The following is a 15,301-nucleotide window of genomic DNA, read 5'->3' on the forward strand; positions in this document are numbered from 1 at the left end:
GGGAAAAGCGGGAAAGATTTCACACTTGCAGTGATTGATAAAATAGTGAATTTGTTGATAGTAAATATAAAAAAAATTGACATTACCATTTTTTGCAAAGTTTGACAGAAAAAAGAGATATTTGGTAATATAATAAAATATTTTAAGGAGAATACCTATATGCCAACTGTGCTTGTAATACATGGCCCCAACCTAAATATGCTTGGTGTAAGAGAACCAGAAATCTATGGGAAAACCACTCTTACATCAGTCAATAAAAGCCTTGAGACTGTGGCAAAAAAAGCCAATGTATCAATCAAATTTTTTCAATCCAACTATGAAGGTGAAATCATAGACCTTATACAGCGGCTTTACAAAAAGGTTGATCTCATTATTATAAATCCCGGCGGGCTTACACATACATCGGTAAGCTTAAGGGATGCTCTGATTGCAGCAAATACGCCAATTATCGAAGTTCATATTTCAAATATCTATGCACGGGAAGAATTCAGAAGAAAATCTCTGATTTCAGATATTGCCATAGGAACTATTTCAGGATTTGGCACAAAGAGCTATGTTTTTGCCCTGATGGCAGGAATAGATTTCCTAAAAACTAACAGCAAGCAAAAGAAATAATAAAAAAGTGACTGATACTTTCTCTGTCGCACGACTCTCAAAACTCCAACACATTTTAAAGGAAAAAAATATTCCCGCTCTTCTTGTGACAAATCTAAACAATATACGCTATCTATCAGGTTTTACAGGCACTTCTGCGATGATTATCGTATCATCGAAAAAATCTTACTTTCTCACCGATTTCAGATACACAACCCAGGCAAAAAAACAGGTTAAAGCATCAGAAATAATAGAATACAGAAACGCAAATTCCGTCATTCTTGATATATGTAAAAAAAATAAAATTGATGAACTTGCAATCGAAGCTGAACATATGCAGATTGATTTGTTCAAGAGATTAAAAAAAGACTTAAAACCAATTAAGTTGACGCATTCCAAGGGATTAATAGAAAGTCTTCGCTGCTTCAAAGACAATGAAGAAGTCAAATTGATTAAAGAGGCAATAAAGATTTCAGCCAAGGCACTAAAAGAAATCCTTCCTCTTATCAAAGAAGGAGTAGAAGAAAGAGATATTGCTCTTGAGCTTGAATTTCAAATGAGGCGCTTTGGCGCAGAAAAAGGAGCTTTTGATTTTATAGTGGCATCAGGGTATCGCTCCTCAATGCCACATGGCGTAGCAAGCAGAAAAAAAATTAAAAAGGGCAACATTGTAACAGTCGATTTCGGCTGCATTTATAAAGGATATAATTCTGATATTACTCGCACTTTTTGTGTCGGAAAGGCAGGGGAAAAAGAAAAAAGAATTTATAAGCTCGTATATGAAGCGCAAGCTCTGGCATTTGAAAAAATAGAAGAAGGTAAAACAACAGGCGCTATAGACAAAGCGGCAAGAGATTTTTTTGAAAAACAGAATGTTGGAGAATTTTTTGGTCATGGCCTTGGCCATGGTGTAGGGCTTGATGTTCACGAAAAACCTGTCCTCTCACGAGGGATGAAGGAAAGAATAGGGGAAGGTATGGTTTTCACAATTGAACCGGGGCTTTATTTTCCAAAAAAATTCGGTGTCAGAATAGAAGATATGATTTTGATAAAGAAAGGAAAACCTCAAATATTGACAAAAGATATTCCAAAGATTTTTGAAATTTAAAATCGTTCAATGGATGGGAAAAAAAATATGCCTATATAGAAAAATCAAAAAAAGTTTTCTCTCCACCACTCATAGGGAGCATCAGTCCTTGCAGATTCTTTAAATTCTTCCCATCTTTGTTTTACCTTTTCATAATTCTCTTTTGCAACTTCAAGTTGTTTCTGCGCCATTTTTCGGTCAGCGTTTGTATAATTTTTTCTTGAATAAGATGAAACCGTTCTCAATCTGAAGGCTTCTGCTCTCTTTACCTTTTCTTCAGCTTCCGAAAGTTCAGCTAACAGCTTATTCTTCTTTTCATCCCACTCCTTTATTTCTTCTTCTTTCTTTTTTTTCTCTGCTTCTGCTTCTTCAGCGCTCTTTTCTATCTCTTCATCAAATACACTTTTATAATCCTTTTCTTCTTCCTTCGGCTTTGAGCTTATTTTTGTCTTTTCCACCTTTTCCTCAAGACTTGGTGGAATCTTTTCAGGCGAATCGACGATATGAATGACGCCGTTTTCATCGGTGTATTTATAAATTGTGGCACTATGACTTCTGCCTACCGGCAAAAGCACAAAAATTAAAGCCACAAGAAAAATAGTTACATTTCTCAACATTATCACCTCTATTTCTGCATATACCTATTTACTGCCTCTATATATAATTTAAAATTCTTTTTTATTTCAGTCAAACTATCTCCGCCAAATTTCTCCAAAAAGGCATTGGCAATTTCATAGGCAACGACTGCCTCACCAACCACTGATGCGGCAGGTACAGCACAAACATCGGAACGCTCAACTGCTGCACGCGCCGTCTTGGCAGTTTCCAAATCAACTGAACGAAGCGATTTGACAAGTGTAGGTATCGGCTTCATTACTGCATTGACTATTATGTTTTCACCATTACTTATGCCTCCCTCTATTCCTCCTGCATTATTGGTGCGCCTGTAAAAACCGCCTGTTTTTCTTCCCCTCAATGATGAAGAACGGGGTTTTCTATAAAAAATTTCATCATGGACCTTTGAACCGGGAAGCTCTGCGCATTTAAATCCGGCTCCAATTTCAACTCCTTTTATGGCCTGAATACTCATAAGCGCGAAGGCAAGGCGAGCATCGAGCTTTTTATCCCATTGGAATGAATTTCCAAGTCCGGGAGGTGGATTCGTCACTATTATCTGAAAAACACCTCCCAAAGAATCCCCATTCTTCTTGGCTTCATCGATTGCACTGCGCATCTTTTCTGCTGCTTTGCTGTCTGCACATCGCACATCGGATTTTTCAGATTTCCTGTACACTTCTGCAGGATTGGTAGGAATATTCTCGGCTCTAACATTGCCAATTTGAAGCACTGTGCTAATGATTCTAATATCGAAACACTTGAGAAGTTTTCTCGCAACTGTACCAACTGCCACCCTGCAAGCCGTTTCCCGTGCACTCGAGCGTTCAAGTATGTTGCGCATATCCTTTTCAAGATATTTTAGCCCTCCTGCAAGGTCTGCATGGCCGGGCCTTGGAAGAGTAAGAGGCGGCTCTTTTTCTCTTCTTGGAAGGATTGACATTCTACTCTTCCAGTTTTCCCAATCCCTGTTTCTGATTATCATCGAAAGGGGAGCACCTGTTGTAATACCGAATCTAACACCTGCTGTAATCTCTACTTCATCGCGCTCAATCTTCATTCTGCCGCCTCGTCCGTAACCCTGCTGACGGCGGCGAAGCTCATTGTTTATTTCCTCTCCTGTAACTTTAAGGCCTGAAGGGACACCTTCAAGAATTGCATTGATAAGTTTCCCGTGGGATTCTCCGGCAGTAAGATATCTAAGCATTCCCTCTTTTCCTAAAATTTATGTTAACAAATTTTATGAAAATAGAATAACTCAATCCTTCAAATTTTTGAATAAAAAAAGGGCTCTCAACTAAAATGAGAGCCCATAAATCATTAGTTTTTTTACTGTGCTGTTGCGGCAACTTCTTTTGTATAGTCGGAATAAGCGCCGCCACTGAATGCCCTTACTCTGAAGACATATGTTTTTCCAGAAGTAAGGCCTGTATTGAAATCGCTTATGCTTGTTGTATTGGCCGGTACTATTGCAATTTCAGTAAAGGTGCCGTTTGAAGTTGATTTCATCTCTATTGCAAATCCTGTTTCATTACCGCTATTGTCTGTCCAGCTAATATCAACACCGGCTGTTGTTGCTGTTGTCACATTGAGATTTGTTGGAGCATTGACAGAAAGCGTCGGCACAGAAACCTCTTCTGAATAAACTGAATAGATAGGACCCTTTGAAAATGCTCTGATTCTATAATAGTAAATTTTTCCCGGTGTAAGGTCAGGATCATCATCCGTGTATGTCGTAGCGTTGGCTTCTGTTGTATAGATTACAGAATAGCTTCCGATTCCATCTGTTCCCTCTTCTGCTATCTCGATTGAGAATCCCACTTCATTACTGCTGTTGTCTGTCCAAGTCAAAACAATCTCTAAGCGATTTGCCAGCACTGTCGCAGCCGCTAACCCCGATGGCGCTTCGGGTTGGACATCGAGCGTTGTCACGGAAACGACCGATGTGGCTGATGAATCTCCTGCTGCATTTCTTGCTACAACCTTATAGTAATAGGTTGTATCAGCAGATGCCGATGTGTCACTATAAGATGTAGCATTTGCGCTAGTAGTATCTATTTCTGTAAAGGGCCCTGTGCTGTTTGTTGCCCGGAAGATTGCAAATGCCGTTTCATTTATGCTGTTGTCATCCCAAGTGAGGTCAACCTGTGTGCTTGCAGATGATGTAGCAGCAAGATTTGTAGGTGCATTTGGAGTCTGCGTCTCCACTAAGGTGTCAACTGAAATCTCTTCTGAATAATCTGAATAGGAATTTACATCTCCGTTATCAAGCGCACCTCTGCCAAAAGCTCTAACTCTGTAATAATATACAATTCCCGGCACAAGCGCAGAATCATTATCAGTATAAGTTGATACATCAGCGCCCACAGAGGCAATCTCTGTATAAGTGCTTCCCAATTTAGCCCTTTCAATCACAAATCCTACTTCATTATCGCTATTGTCGTTCCATGTCAGGGTAATCTCAACACCTGATGACAAGCTTACTGTAGCCGCTAATCCTGTAGGAGCAACCGGTTTCGTGTCGGGCGTAGTGGCGCTTGCAATGTTAGTACGACTTGAATCTCCTGCGCTGTTTCTTGCCACAACTTGGTAATAGTAGGTGGTATTTTTCGTAACAGTGTTGTCAGAATAGCTCTCAATGTTTTTTCCAACGGTAGCGATTTCTGTAGTAATGGCTGAAACATCTGTCGAGCGGAAAATGGCAAAAACTGATTCATTTGTACTCCAATCATTCCATGTAAGATTTATCTGATTCGTTGAAATTGCAGTCGCTTCAAGATTAGTTGGCGCATCTGGAACTTCATTGAGAGTTGTTACACTTATCTCCTGTGAAAATGCTGAAAATGTATTGGTGCTCTGGTCCAAAGCCCTCACTCGATAATAGTATGGAGTATTTGCTTCAAGTCCTGTATCAGAATAGGAGACAGTATTGGACACAACGGTTGCAATTTCTTCAAAAGTACCAAATTTCCCTGTTTTTCTTTCAATGCTAAAAGCAGTTTCATTTGTGCTGTTGTCATCCCATGTAAGGTCTATCTGGCTCGAACTTACGGCTGTGCCTGCAAGGTTTGAAGGCGCAGAAAGATTCGTGGTATCTATATTTATATTGGTAATGAATTTCGATTGTTTTGTCACATTAAATCCCGTATTAGGGTCTCTTGCAGGAAGGACTAAATATTGACCGTCCTGGTCCGTTACACCTCCACTCTCAGCAGTCAGTCGAACCTGAAATCTTTCGACAAAATTCACACCATAACGAAGCTCTCCCGTAGCAACTCCATTTACAGTAGTTGCTGACTTAGTGGCAATGGCATCAGCCGAGATATTGACATCCAATTTGCCATTCCCATTGACATCTTCATTTATGTCAAGAATACCGTTGTTGTTTGTATCCTCTCCCGGATCCAATACTCCATTATTATTGGTATCCTCTGCCGTATCGAGGACACCGTTGCCATTTATATCTTCCACTATATCTATTATTCTGTTGCCATTGAGGTCTTCTCCTGTATCAAGGTTCCCATTCCCATTTACGTCTTCAGATGAAATCAACACACTGTCTAATGTATCGTTGTCTCCATTTACATCGAATCCGATGTCGGATTCAAGCGCTACAATCTGAGTAGTTGCAACTCCAAAAGAAACCAATGTGCCGTCAGCTACAGGATTGCCGTGAATATCTGTAACTAACGCGGCAATAGGACAACTCAATGTGCCGTCACCATTTAAAATAAGAGGTGTCAGGTAATCATTGAAAACAAGCGCCACATGGTATGGCTCGCCCGAAATGGTTAAGAATGTCGATGACTTTATAGACGGATTTTCTGCCACATAAGCATCTATTTTGACACCATTGAAAATTGGGGTTGTAAGTTCTCCAGCAAAAAATTTCACTGTGGCAATTCCATTTGCATCTGTATAAATCAGAGTGCCCTCGGGCTCCAAATGTTCATCGCCACCCGGAGAATTGACAATGACAAAACCCACAGGAATATTGGCAACAGGATTGCCATCAGCATCCTGCACAAAAGCTGTAATCGTAGATTCTCCCGACCCTTTTGCAATATTGTCAGGCGTTGCCTTTACCGAAATCTGTGCAGGCGTATCAGAAGTAATTGTTACATTGATTGTATCCTCAATCTTTTTCTTTGTCGCAGTATCATAATAACTTACCTTTACCGTAGAAACACCTGTCAAATCTCCTGCACTTAAAGTTACAGTTGCAATTCCGCTTCCATCTATAGAAGCTACATTTGAAGATAATGTCCCCAATGATGCAGCAAATACAGCATTGCCTGATGTTATATTTGTAAATGTTGCTGTAATTGTTGTTGACCCTGTTTTGACAAGGATTGAGTCACTTGCAGATGTAAGCACCACACTCTTAACCTCACCTGCCGCTACAGCATCGACTGTTACATTTTCGATTGAACCATTGGCATCAGCCTCTACGACTATTGTTCCTGTGAGCACTGACGAAAGAGTTGTCGTAATAACACCGTTGCTGTCTGTTGTGCCTGATGTTTTCGAAAGAGTAGCGTAATCCAATGTGTCCCCAGCAGAAATTTCACCATCATTATCCTTGTCAAGAGCATTGCGAAAAGTTACCTTCTGTCCCGCAACGGGATTGCCTGTTGAATTGGTAACTTTCAGTTGAATCAGCGATGATTCAGTGCCGTCTGCTGTTATGTTTGTAGGTGAAGCAGAAATTGCAAGATTTAGAACACCTGCCGCAACAAACTTTATAGTAATTGAAGCAGTCAATTCTTCATTGTTATAGCTTGCTGTAACGACTACATCACCATTGTAATTTTCACTTATAAGAGTGGCTTTTGCTATTCCCCATGAATCTGTGGTTGATGATTCCGTAATTACTCCTTTTTCCGTTTTGAATTTTATTGTTGCGCCAACAATAGGATTGTTGTTTTCATTTTTTAGCTGAGCGCTAATTATTGCCTTACTTGTGCCGTCTGCTGAAATCGATGTCTTATCTGCAGCAATAGAAAGAGAAGTCTTTTGGCTTGCCTCGACAGATTCTATCGTTGCAGTGGCAGTAGTATTGGTGCCATAGACTGCAGTCACAGTTATCGTGCCGATGTAATCCTTTTCACTTGTTAGTACTGCTGATGCAACACCGCTTTGATTTGTAATTGCAGAAGCGTCAATCGATCCTTTATCTGTTTTAAACTTTACCACTGCTCCTGCAACAGGATTATTGTCACTATTTTTGAGTTCTGCAGTAAAAACGGCTGTACTTGTACCGTCTGCGGCAATTGTAGTCTTATTTGCAATCAATGATATATTTACTGATGTCTCTTCTGTTACAGTTATTTTTATTATCTTTTTTCTTGAAGGTTTTATATTTTTTGTTTTTGCAAGTACCCACAAGTTTCCCGCCTTTGTGCTCGTTACAGTAGTCTTTGCTTTGCCATCAATGCCTGTCTTTGCTACAAATGGGGAAAGCTCTCCTTCTCCGACTTTAATCTTAAATCTTATCTTTACGCCTTTAACAGGTTTGCCTTTTTTATTCTTGACTGTGGCTACAAGTACCGCACCTGTTGAGCCGTCTGATGGTATATTTGTTGCTTTGGATTTGAAGGAGAGGGTTGATACAACCTTTCTTGCTTTTCTAAAGGATTTACCCTTTCGCACATCCGACTTCAGATTGGCGCTCGAAGTTGAAGCGGAAATAAAAAGAAAAAAAAGTAAGGTTAGGAAAAAAAAAGACGCTTTTTTCCACCTACATATAGATTTTGCCCCCATTATTACACCTCCGGCAATTAGTTTTAATTAGCAGGAAAATGTTATTTTTTTATCAAAAAACTATTCACAATTATCGACCTGTGTAAGCGTCATTGTTAACCCTGTTTTCGCCTTTACCTTGTTGCCACCAAAAGTTTTTTCATGCCCTTTAATTTTTATTTTTACATTGTAATCGAGGAAACGGGGCTCCACACTGTTATCGCTAGGATCTTCACCAAATTTGAGAATATATTTTCTTGCCAATTTACGCTTGTAGCTTTTTGGGAGGACAGTAATAGTTATATCTGTTTCCTTATCCTTTGGAAGCGTTGCTGCTATATTTCTGGTAAAGGATTTGATCCTTGGAAATCTTTTGCTTGTCCTTCTAAACTTTACCTTATAACTTGTAAGAACGACATCATGATTTGTTGGATCCCAGACAGGGTCGTCTTCATAGTTTGGATGACCGGAATTATCCAGTGTTATGGTTGCTTTAAGGTCTGAGAATGGTTCAGGGTCAACTGTGGTGTCATCGCCATCACAATCGAGGGTTCTAAATATATCCACATTTGTCTCATCATTGCTTCCCTCATCTTCTGCAGAAATGCTCACAACAGTTATATATGTGAGCACGCCCTTGCCATAAGAAGAAAGCGGAAATACAGAGATAAAGAAAAAAAATAAAAAGATTAGAGGTATGACAAAATTTTTATTCTTCATTGTTCAAGTCCTCATTTTATAGTAACCATTTTTGCTTACATATACTGTTCAAGAATTCGAGGTGTTATAAAAATAAGTATCTCTTTACTGCTCTTGTTGCTTACTTTATTCTTAAACAAGGAGCCCAATATTGGTATCTTCGATAAAAAGGGCGTTCCGCTTCTCGATGAGTCATCGCTCTTTTCTGTCAGTCCTCCAATCACCGCTGTTTCTCCGCTTTTTATCAAAACCTTTGTTTCCGACTCAGTCTTTACTATCGAATAATGTGTGCCTGTAGTTAACTGAACATTACCCCCTTGTCTTGATTTTTCCAAACTTATCTCCATAAATATTGAACCATCGGCAGTAATTTGGGGAGTAACTTCAAGGATAATACCCACATCCTTCCACTCTATACTCTGTTTTCCCTGTTCATCGATTGTAACCTGCGGAAGCTGGTCTCCTACCTGAATCTTAGCTGTTTCATTGTCAACTACAAGAAGTTTAGGATTATTAAGAAGTCGCACCCTATTCTCTTTTTCAAGTGCAGACAATTGCACATCGAGATTAAAGGTATTGTCAACATTGCCAAGAATCAATCCAATCCCCGTATTCTTATCAGCCACAGGAAGATTAACCAAGAAATCTCTTCCTGAAAGGGAGGGGTTATTTGCATCAGCAACTGTGCCTGAAAGTTTTATATTGCTTGGAAATTGAAGCCCTGTTGCATTTCCTGTTGCAGGACTCTTTGTAAGGTCTGCTCCCCATTGAATCCCAAGGGCGCGGTCATAACCTTCCTCGATTTCAACAATCTTTGCCATAATCTCAACTTCAGGGGTAGGTTTATCGAGCTGAGCTATAACCTTTTCTATTTGCTCAACTGTTGGAACAATATCTTTTATAATCAATGAATTGGTTCTGTCGTCAACTGTTAAGAGGGCATCAGTTTTGACGCGGCTCGACATAAATTTCTTTACAAGGGGCTCGATTTCTTCAGCTTTTGCATAGCTTAAACGAATCGTTTTTGTAACAAGAGGCAACACAGCTTCCCGCGCCTCTTTTTCTTCTTTTCTTGCCTGCGCCTCCTCTGCCTTTTCCTTCCTAATCTGTTTGCTCTTTGAAAGAGTCATTATCCTATAGATTCCCTGCTCTTTTATCAGTACTAATTGAGGAGTATTTATCTTAAGAATCAGGTCGAGGGCTTGATCCCATGGAATTTTATCGAGCTTCAAATTTACCTTTCCTCTAACACCTTCCTCGATAACAAAGTTCATCCCACTTATTTCAGCAATAAGACGGATAACATCTTCAACATCTGCATTTTGAAGGTCAAGAGATATGGGCTCACCTGTAAATTTTTTTTCTCCAAACTCATAATCGCTCTCATCTCTTGCAAGCTCAGTCGAGAGCACCTTATTCTTTTTTGTTAAATCTTCTTCAAGGGCTTTTTTTATGGCATCTATGTCTTTCGCTTTTTCTTCCTCACCACTTTCAGCTACTTCTTTCTCTGCAACCGCTTCTTCAATAACAGGATTTTTAACTGTAACCTTCAATTCTGTATCGCCCCTTTCGATCTCGGCTTCCGCTTTTTCAACAAGCTCAATTTCAGCAGTCACTTTTGCTTCATCTCCACTCCCTTCGTTCAGGGTTACCCCTGTTACAACACCCCTGTTTACTGGTAATGCTTCTTCTGCCGCAGGAGAAAGTATTGCATTATTGAATTCCACGACAATCCTATCCGGCGCCGAAAGATTGTATGAAGTGTAATCAACCCTATTAGATGTTTTGAATATGATAGTCGTAGATTTAGAAGTGTTGAAATAGCTAACCTTCTCAATGATGACCTTTTCCGGAATCTGCTCTGCTGTTTCCGATTCCTTAACTGCTTCTTGGGACTTTTTCACTGTGGAGGCACATCCCAATAAACTCATAATCAAGAAAAAAACTAAAAAATGCTTTATTTTAATCCTGCCATTTTTATAAAAAATCATCTTTATTAAACCCCCATTTTCAATTGGAAGCTATGAATAAAAAAACTGCAATTCTCTATTTTTAAGAACTTTTCAGTTTTAATATAACTTCCTTCTTTTCCTTTTTTGTTATTATATTTCCTGATTCGTCTCCCTGTTTTATCGTTATTTCATTCTCTATTATTACTTCCGAAGGCCTAATCTCTTTGACTATACCGGAAGGGCCAATTTTAGAGTTTTTCTCGATAATATACATTCTGCCGTCTGGCGCTTTTACCATTGCAACACTCTTGTCCTTCTTTGTGATAATACCAGTCAGTTTAAAGGAATTAATCTGATACTGCTGAATCCCCTCTAAATAAACAGTGCCTTCCTCTGTAACGACAACTTTTTTCTTTTTCTCGAGGTATGGAGGTTTGAAAGGGTCTCTTTTCCCTTCAGGATTATAGACATAGGATAATCGTTTTTTTTGCGCTTCCAATATTATTTGGGCATTCTTTCGGGCTAAATCTTCTGCCGCTACTTTGTTTGCAGAAGGTACTTTTGTTGAAGCTTTCTCTTCAGAAAAAAGGTCAACAGTGCCAATAGAAAAGAGCAAAAACAGCACCATTCCTATAATCGTTGCGTTTCGCATATTCTTTCTCTTAAATATCATCTGCTAAGGCCTTGAAAAGATTTTCAAGCTCAAACTCCCTTTAAGCAACATTCCTTCAGGCGTTGCTTTCGGCTCCGAAAGAGATAAGTTTTCCAAATTTACGATTCTCTTCATTCTTCTAATATTATCGAGAAAAAGCGTCACATTCTTGTATGTCCCCTGTATGTTTAACGCTATTTTCATTTCATTATAATAGGGCCCCTTTGTCAGAATACCCGGCGTAAAGGATTTCAAATCAACTTTAAAGGACTTTCCAAGATCAACAACCGAATTTAAAAGACTTGGCAATTCACTTGAAGGAGGAAGAATTTCTGCTTGTATTTCATATTGTTTCAGAAGCATCTTCTCTTCTGCTTTGAACTTTTCGATTTCCCCTTTCATTCTAATCAATGTTTCGAGCTTTGTACTTAAATCCTCTTTTTCCTTGATTGACCTTGCAAGGGATTCACTTGTAGAGCTGTAAAAATAGAAATAATAGAGAACAAGTATTGCCAAGATGGTGCCTCCAAGAATTGCATACTTCTGCCATTTTGGCATTGTGTACATAAAATCAAGTTTCAATTCGAGAGCCATTTCTTATCCCTTATTTAACCTTTTTTATTGTCCCTTTTTGCTTGTGCTGTTTCTATCTTCAAGTTTTGAAGCGCTGAAGTTATTTTAAACTTATAAACTGGTATCCCTCCTTCAGGTGAGCCCTCTATAATTGAAGGAAAATTCTCAACAATAAAGAAATCTGAATTTTTCAGGCGATTGTAAAATTCTGATATTTCATAATATGAAGACGATTTACATTCAAACACTGCAGTGCTGCCTGTAAAACTCAAAGAATTAAGCCATACCCCTTTAGGTATAATATTCTGCATTTCATCGAGATGTCTTACATAAGTCACTTGAGATTCTGTAACCTTTTTAACTGCGGCAAGTTTAGCGGCAATCTGGGCTTTTTTCTGTTGAATTGTCTTGTGAAGATTTTCAACTTCCTTCATCGAGTTTATCTTATTGTTAATTTCATTTATTTCTTTTCGGACACTGCTAAGTTCAGAACTCAGAGATGAATTGTGCAGGAAAAGCGCCAAAATAGTAATTAGTACAGCGGCAAAATAAACAATGACCTCTTGTGTTGCCTTTGCCTGTTTAAGCTCATCTTCAATAGGGAGAAGATTTATCTTAATCATTGGTTGTCTCCCACTTTTCTCATTGCAAGGCCTATTCCCACAGCAGAAAGAGGAGTTATCTGGCTTAAAGCAGTAATATCAACATTTTTTGAAATCTTTACATTTTTGAAGGGATTCATAATTTCAACTTCAATTTGTGAACGATTATTCAAAAATTCGTCAATTCCTTGTATCTTTGCACAACCGCCGCTAAGGTAAATTTTATTAACCTCCCCTAACCCTGATGTATTCCTGAAAAAATCCATTGAGCGAATAACCTCCTGACAGACTTCTTCGGAAACACCATCGATTATTGCTTTGATTTCATCTGCTCTTTCTCCTCCTGCGTCAATATTGGTTTTCAATCGTTCGGCTTCCTCATAATCTATTTGAAGCTCCTTCTGAATTGCTTCTGTATAATTCTTTCCGCCAAGATTTATGTCTCTTACAAAAACAGGGACACGATTTCTCAAAATGCTAATGTTGATTTTTGAAGCCCCAAGATTCACCAATGCAACAATCTTATCAGGGTCATCTTCGTAATTTAATTCATAACAGTTTTCAATTGCAAATGAATCGATATCAACAAGGACCGGTTTCAAACTGCAATTTGTCAAGATATTTGAATATTCATCAACTTGGTCTTTCTTTGCGGCAACAAGCAGAACATTCATCAATGATTCATCTTTTTCATCAGGACCTACAATATGAAAATCGATGTAGACTTCTTCAACATCAAAGGGAATATACTGCTCTGCCTCAACATATATCGATTCTCTCAACTCTTCTTTGGACATTGTATTTACTGTGATATTCTTAACAATTACTGAATGTCCTGATACAGCGGTGGAAGCGTTGAGATTTTTTATCTTCATTTCGGAGACAAGGTCTTTGAGTGTCTCCTGCACAGAAATTGCATCCATCACGGCACCATCGACAATTGCATCTGCAATCAGAGGCCTAAAAGCGAACTTTTCAAGAATAACCCCCTTGCTTGTATCTTTGAGTTTAAAGGCTTTGATGGAGCTCGAGCCAAAATCGATACCTACAAGGTTTTTAGAAATATAAAGCATAACCCCCCTACATTTCGTTATATCTTTATGATTATATTGTCTCTAAATAAAGTGTGTCAAGCCACTTTAAAGCACAAATTGTTAAAAAAGACACTATAAATTTACTTCTTTTTATGATTTAAGCTTCTCCTTTAACGGACAAATCTTGAAAAAAGAAACCCTTTGCATTATAAGGTGCACCTTTTTTGAACAGGATTAAAGGAAATGAAGTTTTTAAAATTTTTTTTTCCTTTCACCTTATTTTCATTTCTATTTCTTGCATTTTCAACTGCATCGGCAGAGCGTCCTCTAATAACGGAAGATTTAGAACTTCCAGAGAAGGGAAAATTCGAATTGGAAATCGGCTCTATTACTGAAGACCTTGGTGGGAAAGACAAAATATGGACTAATGAAAATACATTAATAATAGGCATTCACAACAGGATAGAAATGGATGTCAACATTACCTTTTAACTACACAGTTCACTAAATGAGCATAACGGATTGACAGATATTGAAATCTTGACAAAATATCTTTTTACAGATGAATCTTCATCGATTCCATCAACAGGCTTTCTCTTCAATTTGATTACTCCTTCTGGTGATGATGAAAAAGGGCTTGGAGAGGGGCATACAGGATATGAAATAAAATTCCTGTCTGAAAAGCATACAGAAAAAATGAGATTTGATCTGAATCTCGGTTATTCTTTCATCAAAGAAGGAGTTGACCATCTTTTCTATTCATTTGGTGCTGAATATCGTATAAGTCAAAAGATTCACTTAGTTTCTGAAATTGTTGGAGAAGCCGACTATAGGGGAAAAAATGAAGACCCTCTTTTTTTATTAGGAGGATTTCAGTTTCATATCAAGGGCTTGCAGATTGATACCGGTATGCGTTTTGGATTAACAAAGGAAACTCCTGATTATTCTCTGGTTGTTGGAATCACAGCCCCATTGAATTGATTCATCTTGGAAAATTATTTCTTCTCCAAATATTGTGTTTATCAATAAACGAATTCATTCTCCATTGTTGGCAGAAAAGATACCTCTGCAATAGGAACTGCGATATTTTAAATTTTTGACTTGATTAATTAAAAACTTTTTTACAAATTTTTTTTTCTCTTTGACGATTATCTAATTGTCAAATTCACTTAAACTTTAAAGGAGAATAGAAAATGCAGGAAGTAAGGACAAATGACCTATGGATGGTATTTAAGATTATGGGAGAATTTGTTGAAGGCTTTGAAAAGCTTTCAAAGATTGGACCAGCAGTATCAGTCTTTGGAGGCGCTAGAATAAAAAGGGGAAGCAAATATTATAAGCTTGCAGTTACGGTTACAGAATATCTATCGAAGGAAGGATTTTCAATAATTACAGGCGGAGGTCCCGGAATAATGGAAGCAGGCAACAAAGGAGCCAAAAAGGGGAAGGGAATGTCTGTAGGGCTCAATATAAATCTTCCTTTCGAACAAATTCCAAATAAATACTCTGAGATGAAATTGGATTTTGACCACTTTTTTGCCAGAAAAGTAATGTTCGCAAAGTATGCAATAGGATATATTATATTCCCGGGAGGCTTTGGCACTCTTGATGAAGCCTTCGAAGCTCTAACTTTAATACAAACAGGCAAAATATCAAATTTTCCTGTAATTTTTATGGGGAAAAAATTCTGGTCAGGCCTTTTCAGATGGATAAAAAACAGTATGCTTCGTGAAGGAACTATCGAAGAAAGA

The 15,301-nt window shown here is 38.3% G+C and carries 14 protein-coding genes; 5 read left to right on the top strand and 9 right to left on the bottom strand.

Translation table 11 applies throughout. From position 1 onward, the window contains the following. Positions 1-159 precede the first annotated feature (159 nt). Positions 160-615 (top strand): type II 3-dehydroquinate dehydratase, encoded by a 456-nt coding sequence (aroQ, locus tag D6734_04035; GenBank protein RMF96214.1) that lies wholly within the window; start codon positions 160-162, stop codon positions 613-615. A 7-nt stretch (positions 616-622) separates the two neighbouring features. Beyond that, positions 623-1,702, top strand: coding sequence for an aminopeptidase P family protein (locus D6734_04040; protein RMF96215.1), 1,080 nt, complete (start codon positions 623-625; stop codon positions 1,700-1,702). Between the two features lie 44 nt (positions 1,703-1,746). On the opposite strand, the gene D6734_04045 is transcribed toward D6734_04040, so the two are convergent. From D6734_04045 to pilM, 9 genes are all read right to left on the bottom strand, one after another. Next, a complete protein-coding gene (locus tag D6734_04045; GenBank protein ID RMF96216.1) occupies positions 1,747-2,298 on the bottom strand; it encodes a DUF4124 domain-containing protein in 552 nt (183 codons plus the stop codon). Between the two features lie 8 nt (positions 2,299-2,306). After that, positions 2,307-3,503 (bottom strand): chorismate synthase, encoded by a 1,197-nt coding sequence (locus tag D6734_04050; GenBank protein RMF96217.1) that lies wholly within the window; start codon positions 3,501-3,503, stop codon positions 2,307-2,309. Between the two features lie 122 nt (positions 3,504-3,625). Then, positions 3,626-8,059: a hypothetical protein gene (locus D6734_04055; protein ID RMF96218.1), complete on the bottom strand. Its 4,434-nt coding sequence runs from the start codon at positions 8,057-8,059 to the stop codon at positions 3,626-3,628. A gap of 60 nt (positions 8,060-8,119) precedes the next feature. Beyond that, a complete protein-coding gene (locus D6734_04060; protein RMF96219.1) occupies positions 8,120-8,758 on the bottom strand; it encodes a hypothetical protein in 639 nt (212 codons plus the stop codon). A gap of 35 nt (positions 8,759-8,793) precedes the next feature. Next, entirely contained in the window at positions 8,794-10,728 is a 1,935-nt protein-coding gene (locus D6734_04065) for a type IV pilus secretin family protein (GenBank protein RMF96220.1), read from the bottom strand. A 61-nt stretch (positions 10,729-10,789) separates the two neighbouring features. Beyond that, positions 10,790-11,362: a hypothetical protein gene (locus D6734_04070; GenBank protein ID RMF96221.1), complete on the bottom strand. Its 573-nt coding sequence runs from the start codon at positions 11,360-11,362 to the stop codon at positions 10,790-10,792. 3 nt (positions 11,363-11,365) lie between these two features. Beyond that, a complete protein-coding gene (locus tag D6734_04075; protein RMF96222.1) occupies positions 11,366-11,935 on the bottom strand; it encodes a hypothetical protein in 570 nt (189 codons plus the stop codon). Positions 11,936-11,949: 14 nt separating this feature from the next. Continuing rightward, positions 11,950-12,537 carry a hypothetical protein gene (locus tag D6734_04080; GenBank protein RMF96223.1) on the bottom strand — a complete coding sequence of 196 codons (588 nt, stop codon included), beginning with the start codon at positions 12,535-12,537 and terminating at the stop codon, positions 11,950-11,952. After that, a complete protein-coding gene (gene pilM / locus D6734_04085; protein RMF96224.1) occupies positions 12,534-13,589 on the bottom strand; it encodes a type IV pilus assembly protein PilM in 1,056 nt (351 codons plus the stop codon). Before pilM ends, D6734_04080 begins: the two co-directional genes overlap by 4 nt. Before the next feature lie 204 nt (positions 13,590-13,793). Here pilM and D6734_04090 point away from each other — a divergent pair, with 204 nt between their 5' ends. The 3 genes from D6734_04090 to D6734_04100 form a co-directional block, all read left to right on the top strand. After that, on the top strand, positions 13,794-14,042 hold the full coding sequence (locus tag D6734_04090) for a hypothetical protein (GenBank protein ID RMF96225.1): 249 nt from the start codon (positions 13,794-13,796) through the stop codon (positions 14,040-14,042). Between the two features lie 30 nt (positions 14,043-14,072). Further along, positions 14,073-14,531 carry a hypothetical protein gene (locus tag D6734_04095; GenBank protein ID RMF96226.1) on the top strand — a complete coding sequence of 153 codons (459 nt, stop codon included), beginning with the start codon at positions 14,073-14,075 and terminating at the stop codon, positions 14,529-14,531. Positions 14,532-14,743: 212 nt separating this feature from the next. After that, a partial coding sequence (locus tag D6734_04100; GenBank protein RMF96227.1) for a TIGR00730 family Rossman fold protein occupies positions 14,744-15,301 on the top strand: 558 nt, incomplete at its 3' end.

The sequence above is a fragment of the Candidatus Schekmanbacteria bacterium genome (assembly GCA_003695725.1).
Classification (GTDB): domain Bacteria; phylum Schekmanbacteria; class GWA2-38-11; order GWA2-38-11; family J061; genus J061.

Bases quoted from the DNA above. Each gene is read 5' to 3' on its own strand.
- D6734_04065 (RMF96220.1), bottom strand. From the start codon at position 10,728: ATGATTTTTTATAAAAATGGCAGGATTAAAATAAAGCATTTTTTAGTT.
- D6734_04075 (RMF96222.1), bottom strand. From the start codon at position 11,935: ATGGCTCTCGAATTGAAACTTGATTTTATGTACACAATGCCAAAATGG.
- D6734_04090 (RMF96225.1), top strand. From the start codon at position 13,794: ATGAAGTTTTTAAAATTTTTTTTTCCTTTCACCTTATTTTCATTTCTA.
- D6734_04080 (RMF96223.1), bottom strand. From the start codon at position 12,537: ATGATTAAGATAAATCTTCTCCCTATTGAAGATGAGCTTAAACAGGCA.
- aroQ (RMF96214.1), top strand. From the start codon at position 160: ATGCCAACTGTGCTTGTAATACATGGCCCCAACCTAAATATGCTTGGT.
- D6734_04070 (RMF96221.1), bottom strand. From the start codon at position 11,362: ATGATATTTAAGAGAAAGAATATGCGAAACGCAACGATTATAGGAATG.
- D6734_04050 (RMF96217.1), bottom strand. From the start codon at position 3,503: ATGCTTAGATATCTTACTGCCGGAGAATCCCACGGGAAACTTATCAAT.
- D6734_04060 (RMF96219.1), bottom strand. From the start codon at position 8,758: ATGAAGAATAAAAATTTTGTCATACCTCTAATCTTTTTATTTTTTTTC.
- D6734_04045 (RMF96216.1), bottom strand. From the start codon at position 2,298: ATGTTGAGAAATGTAACTATTTTTCTTGTGGCTTTAATTTTTGTGCTT.
- pilM (RMF96224.1), bottom strand. From the start codon at position 13,589: ATGCTTTATATTTCTAAAAACCTTGTAGGTATCGATTTTGGCTCGAGC.
- D6734_04055 (RMF96218.1), bottom strand. From the start codon at position 8,059: ATGGGGGCAAAATCTATATGTAGGTGGAAAAAAGCGTCTTTTTTTTTC.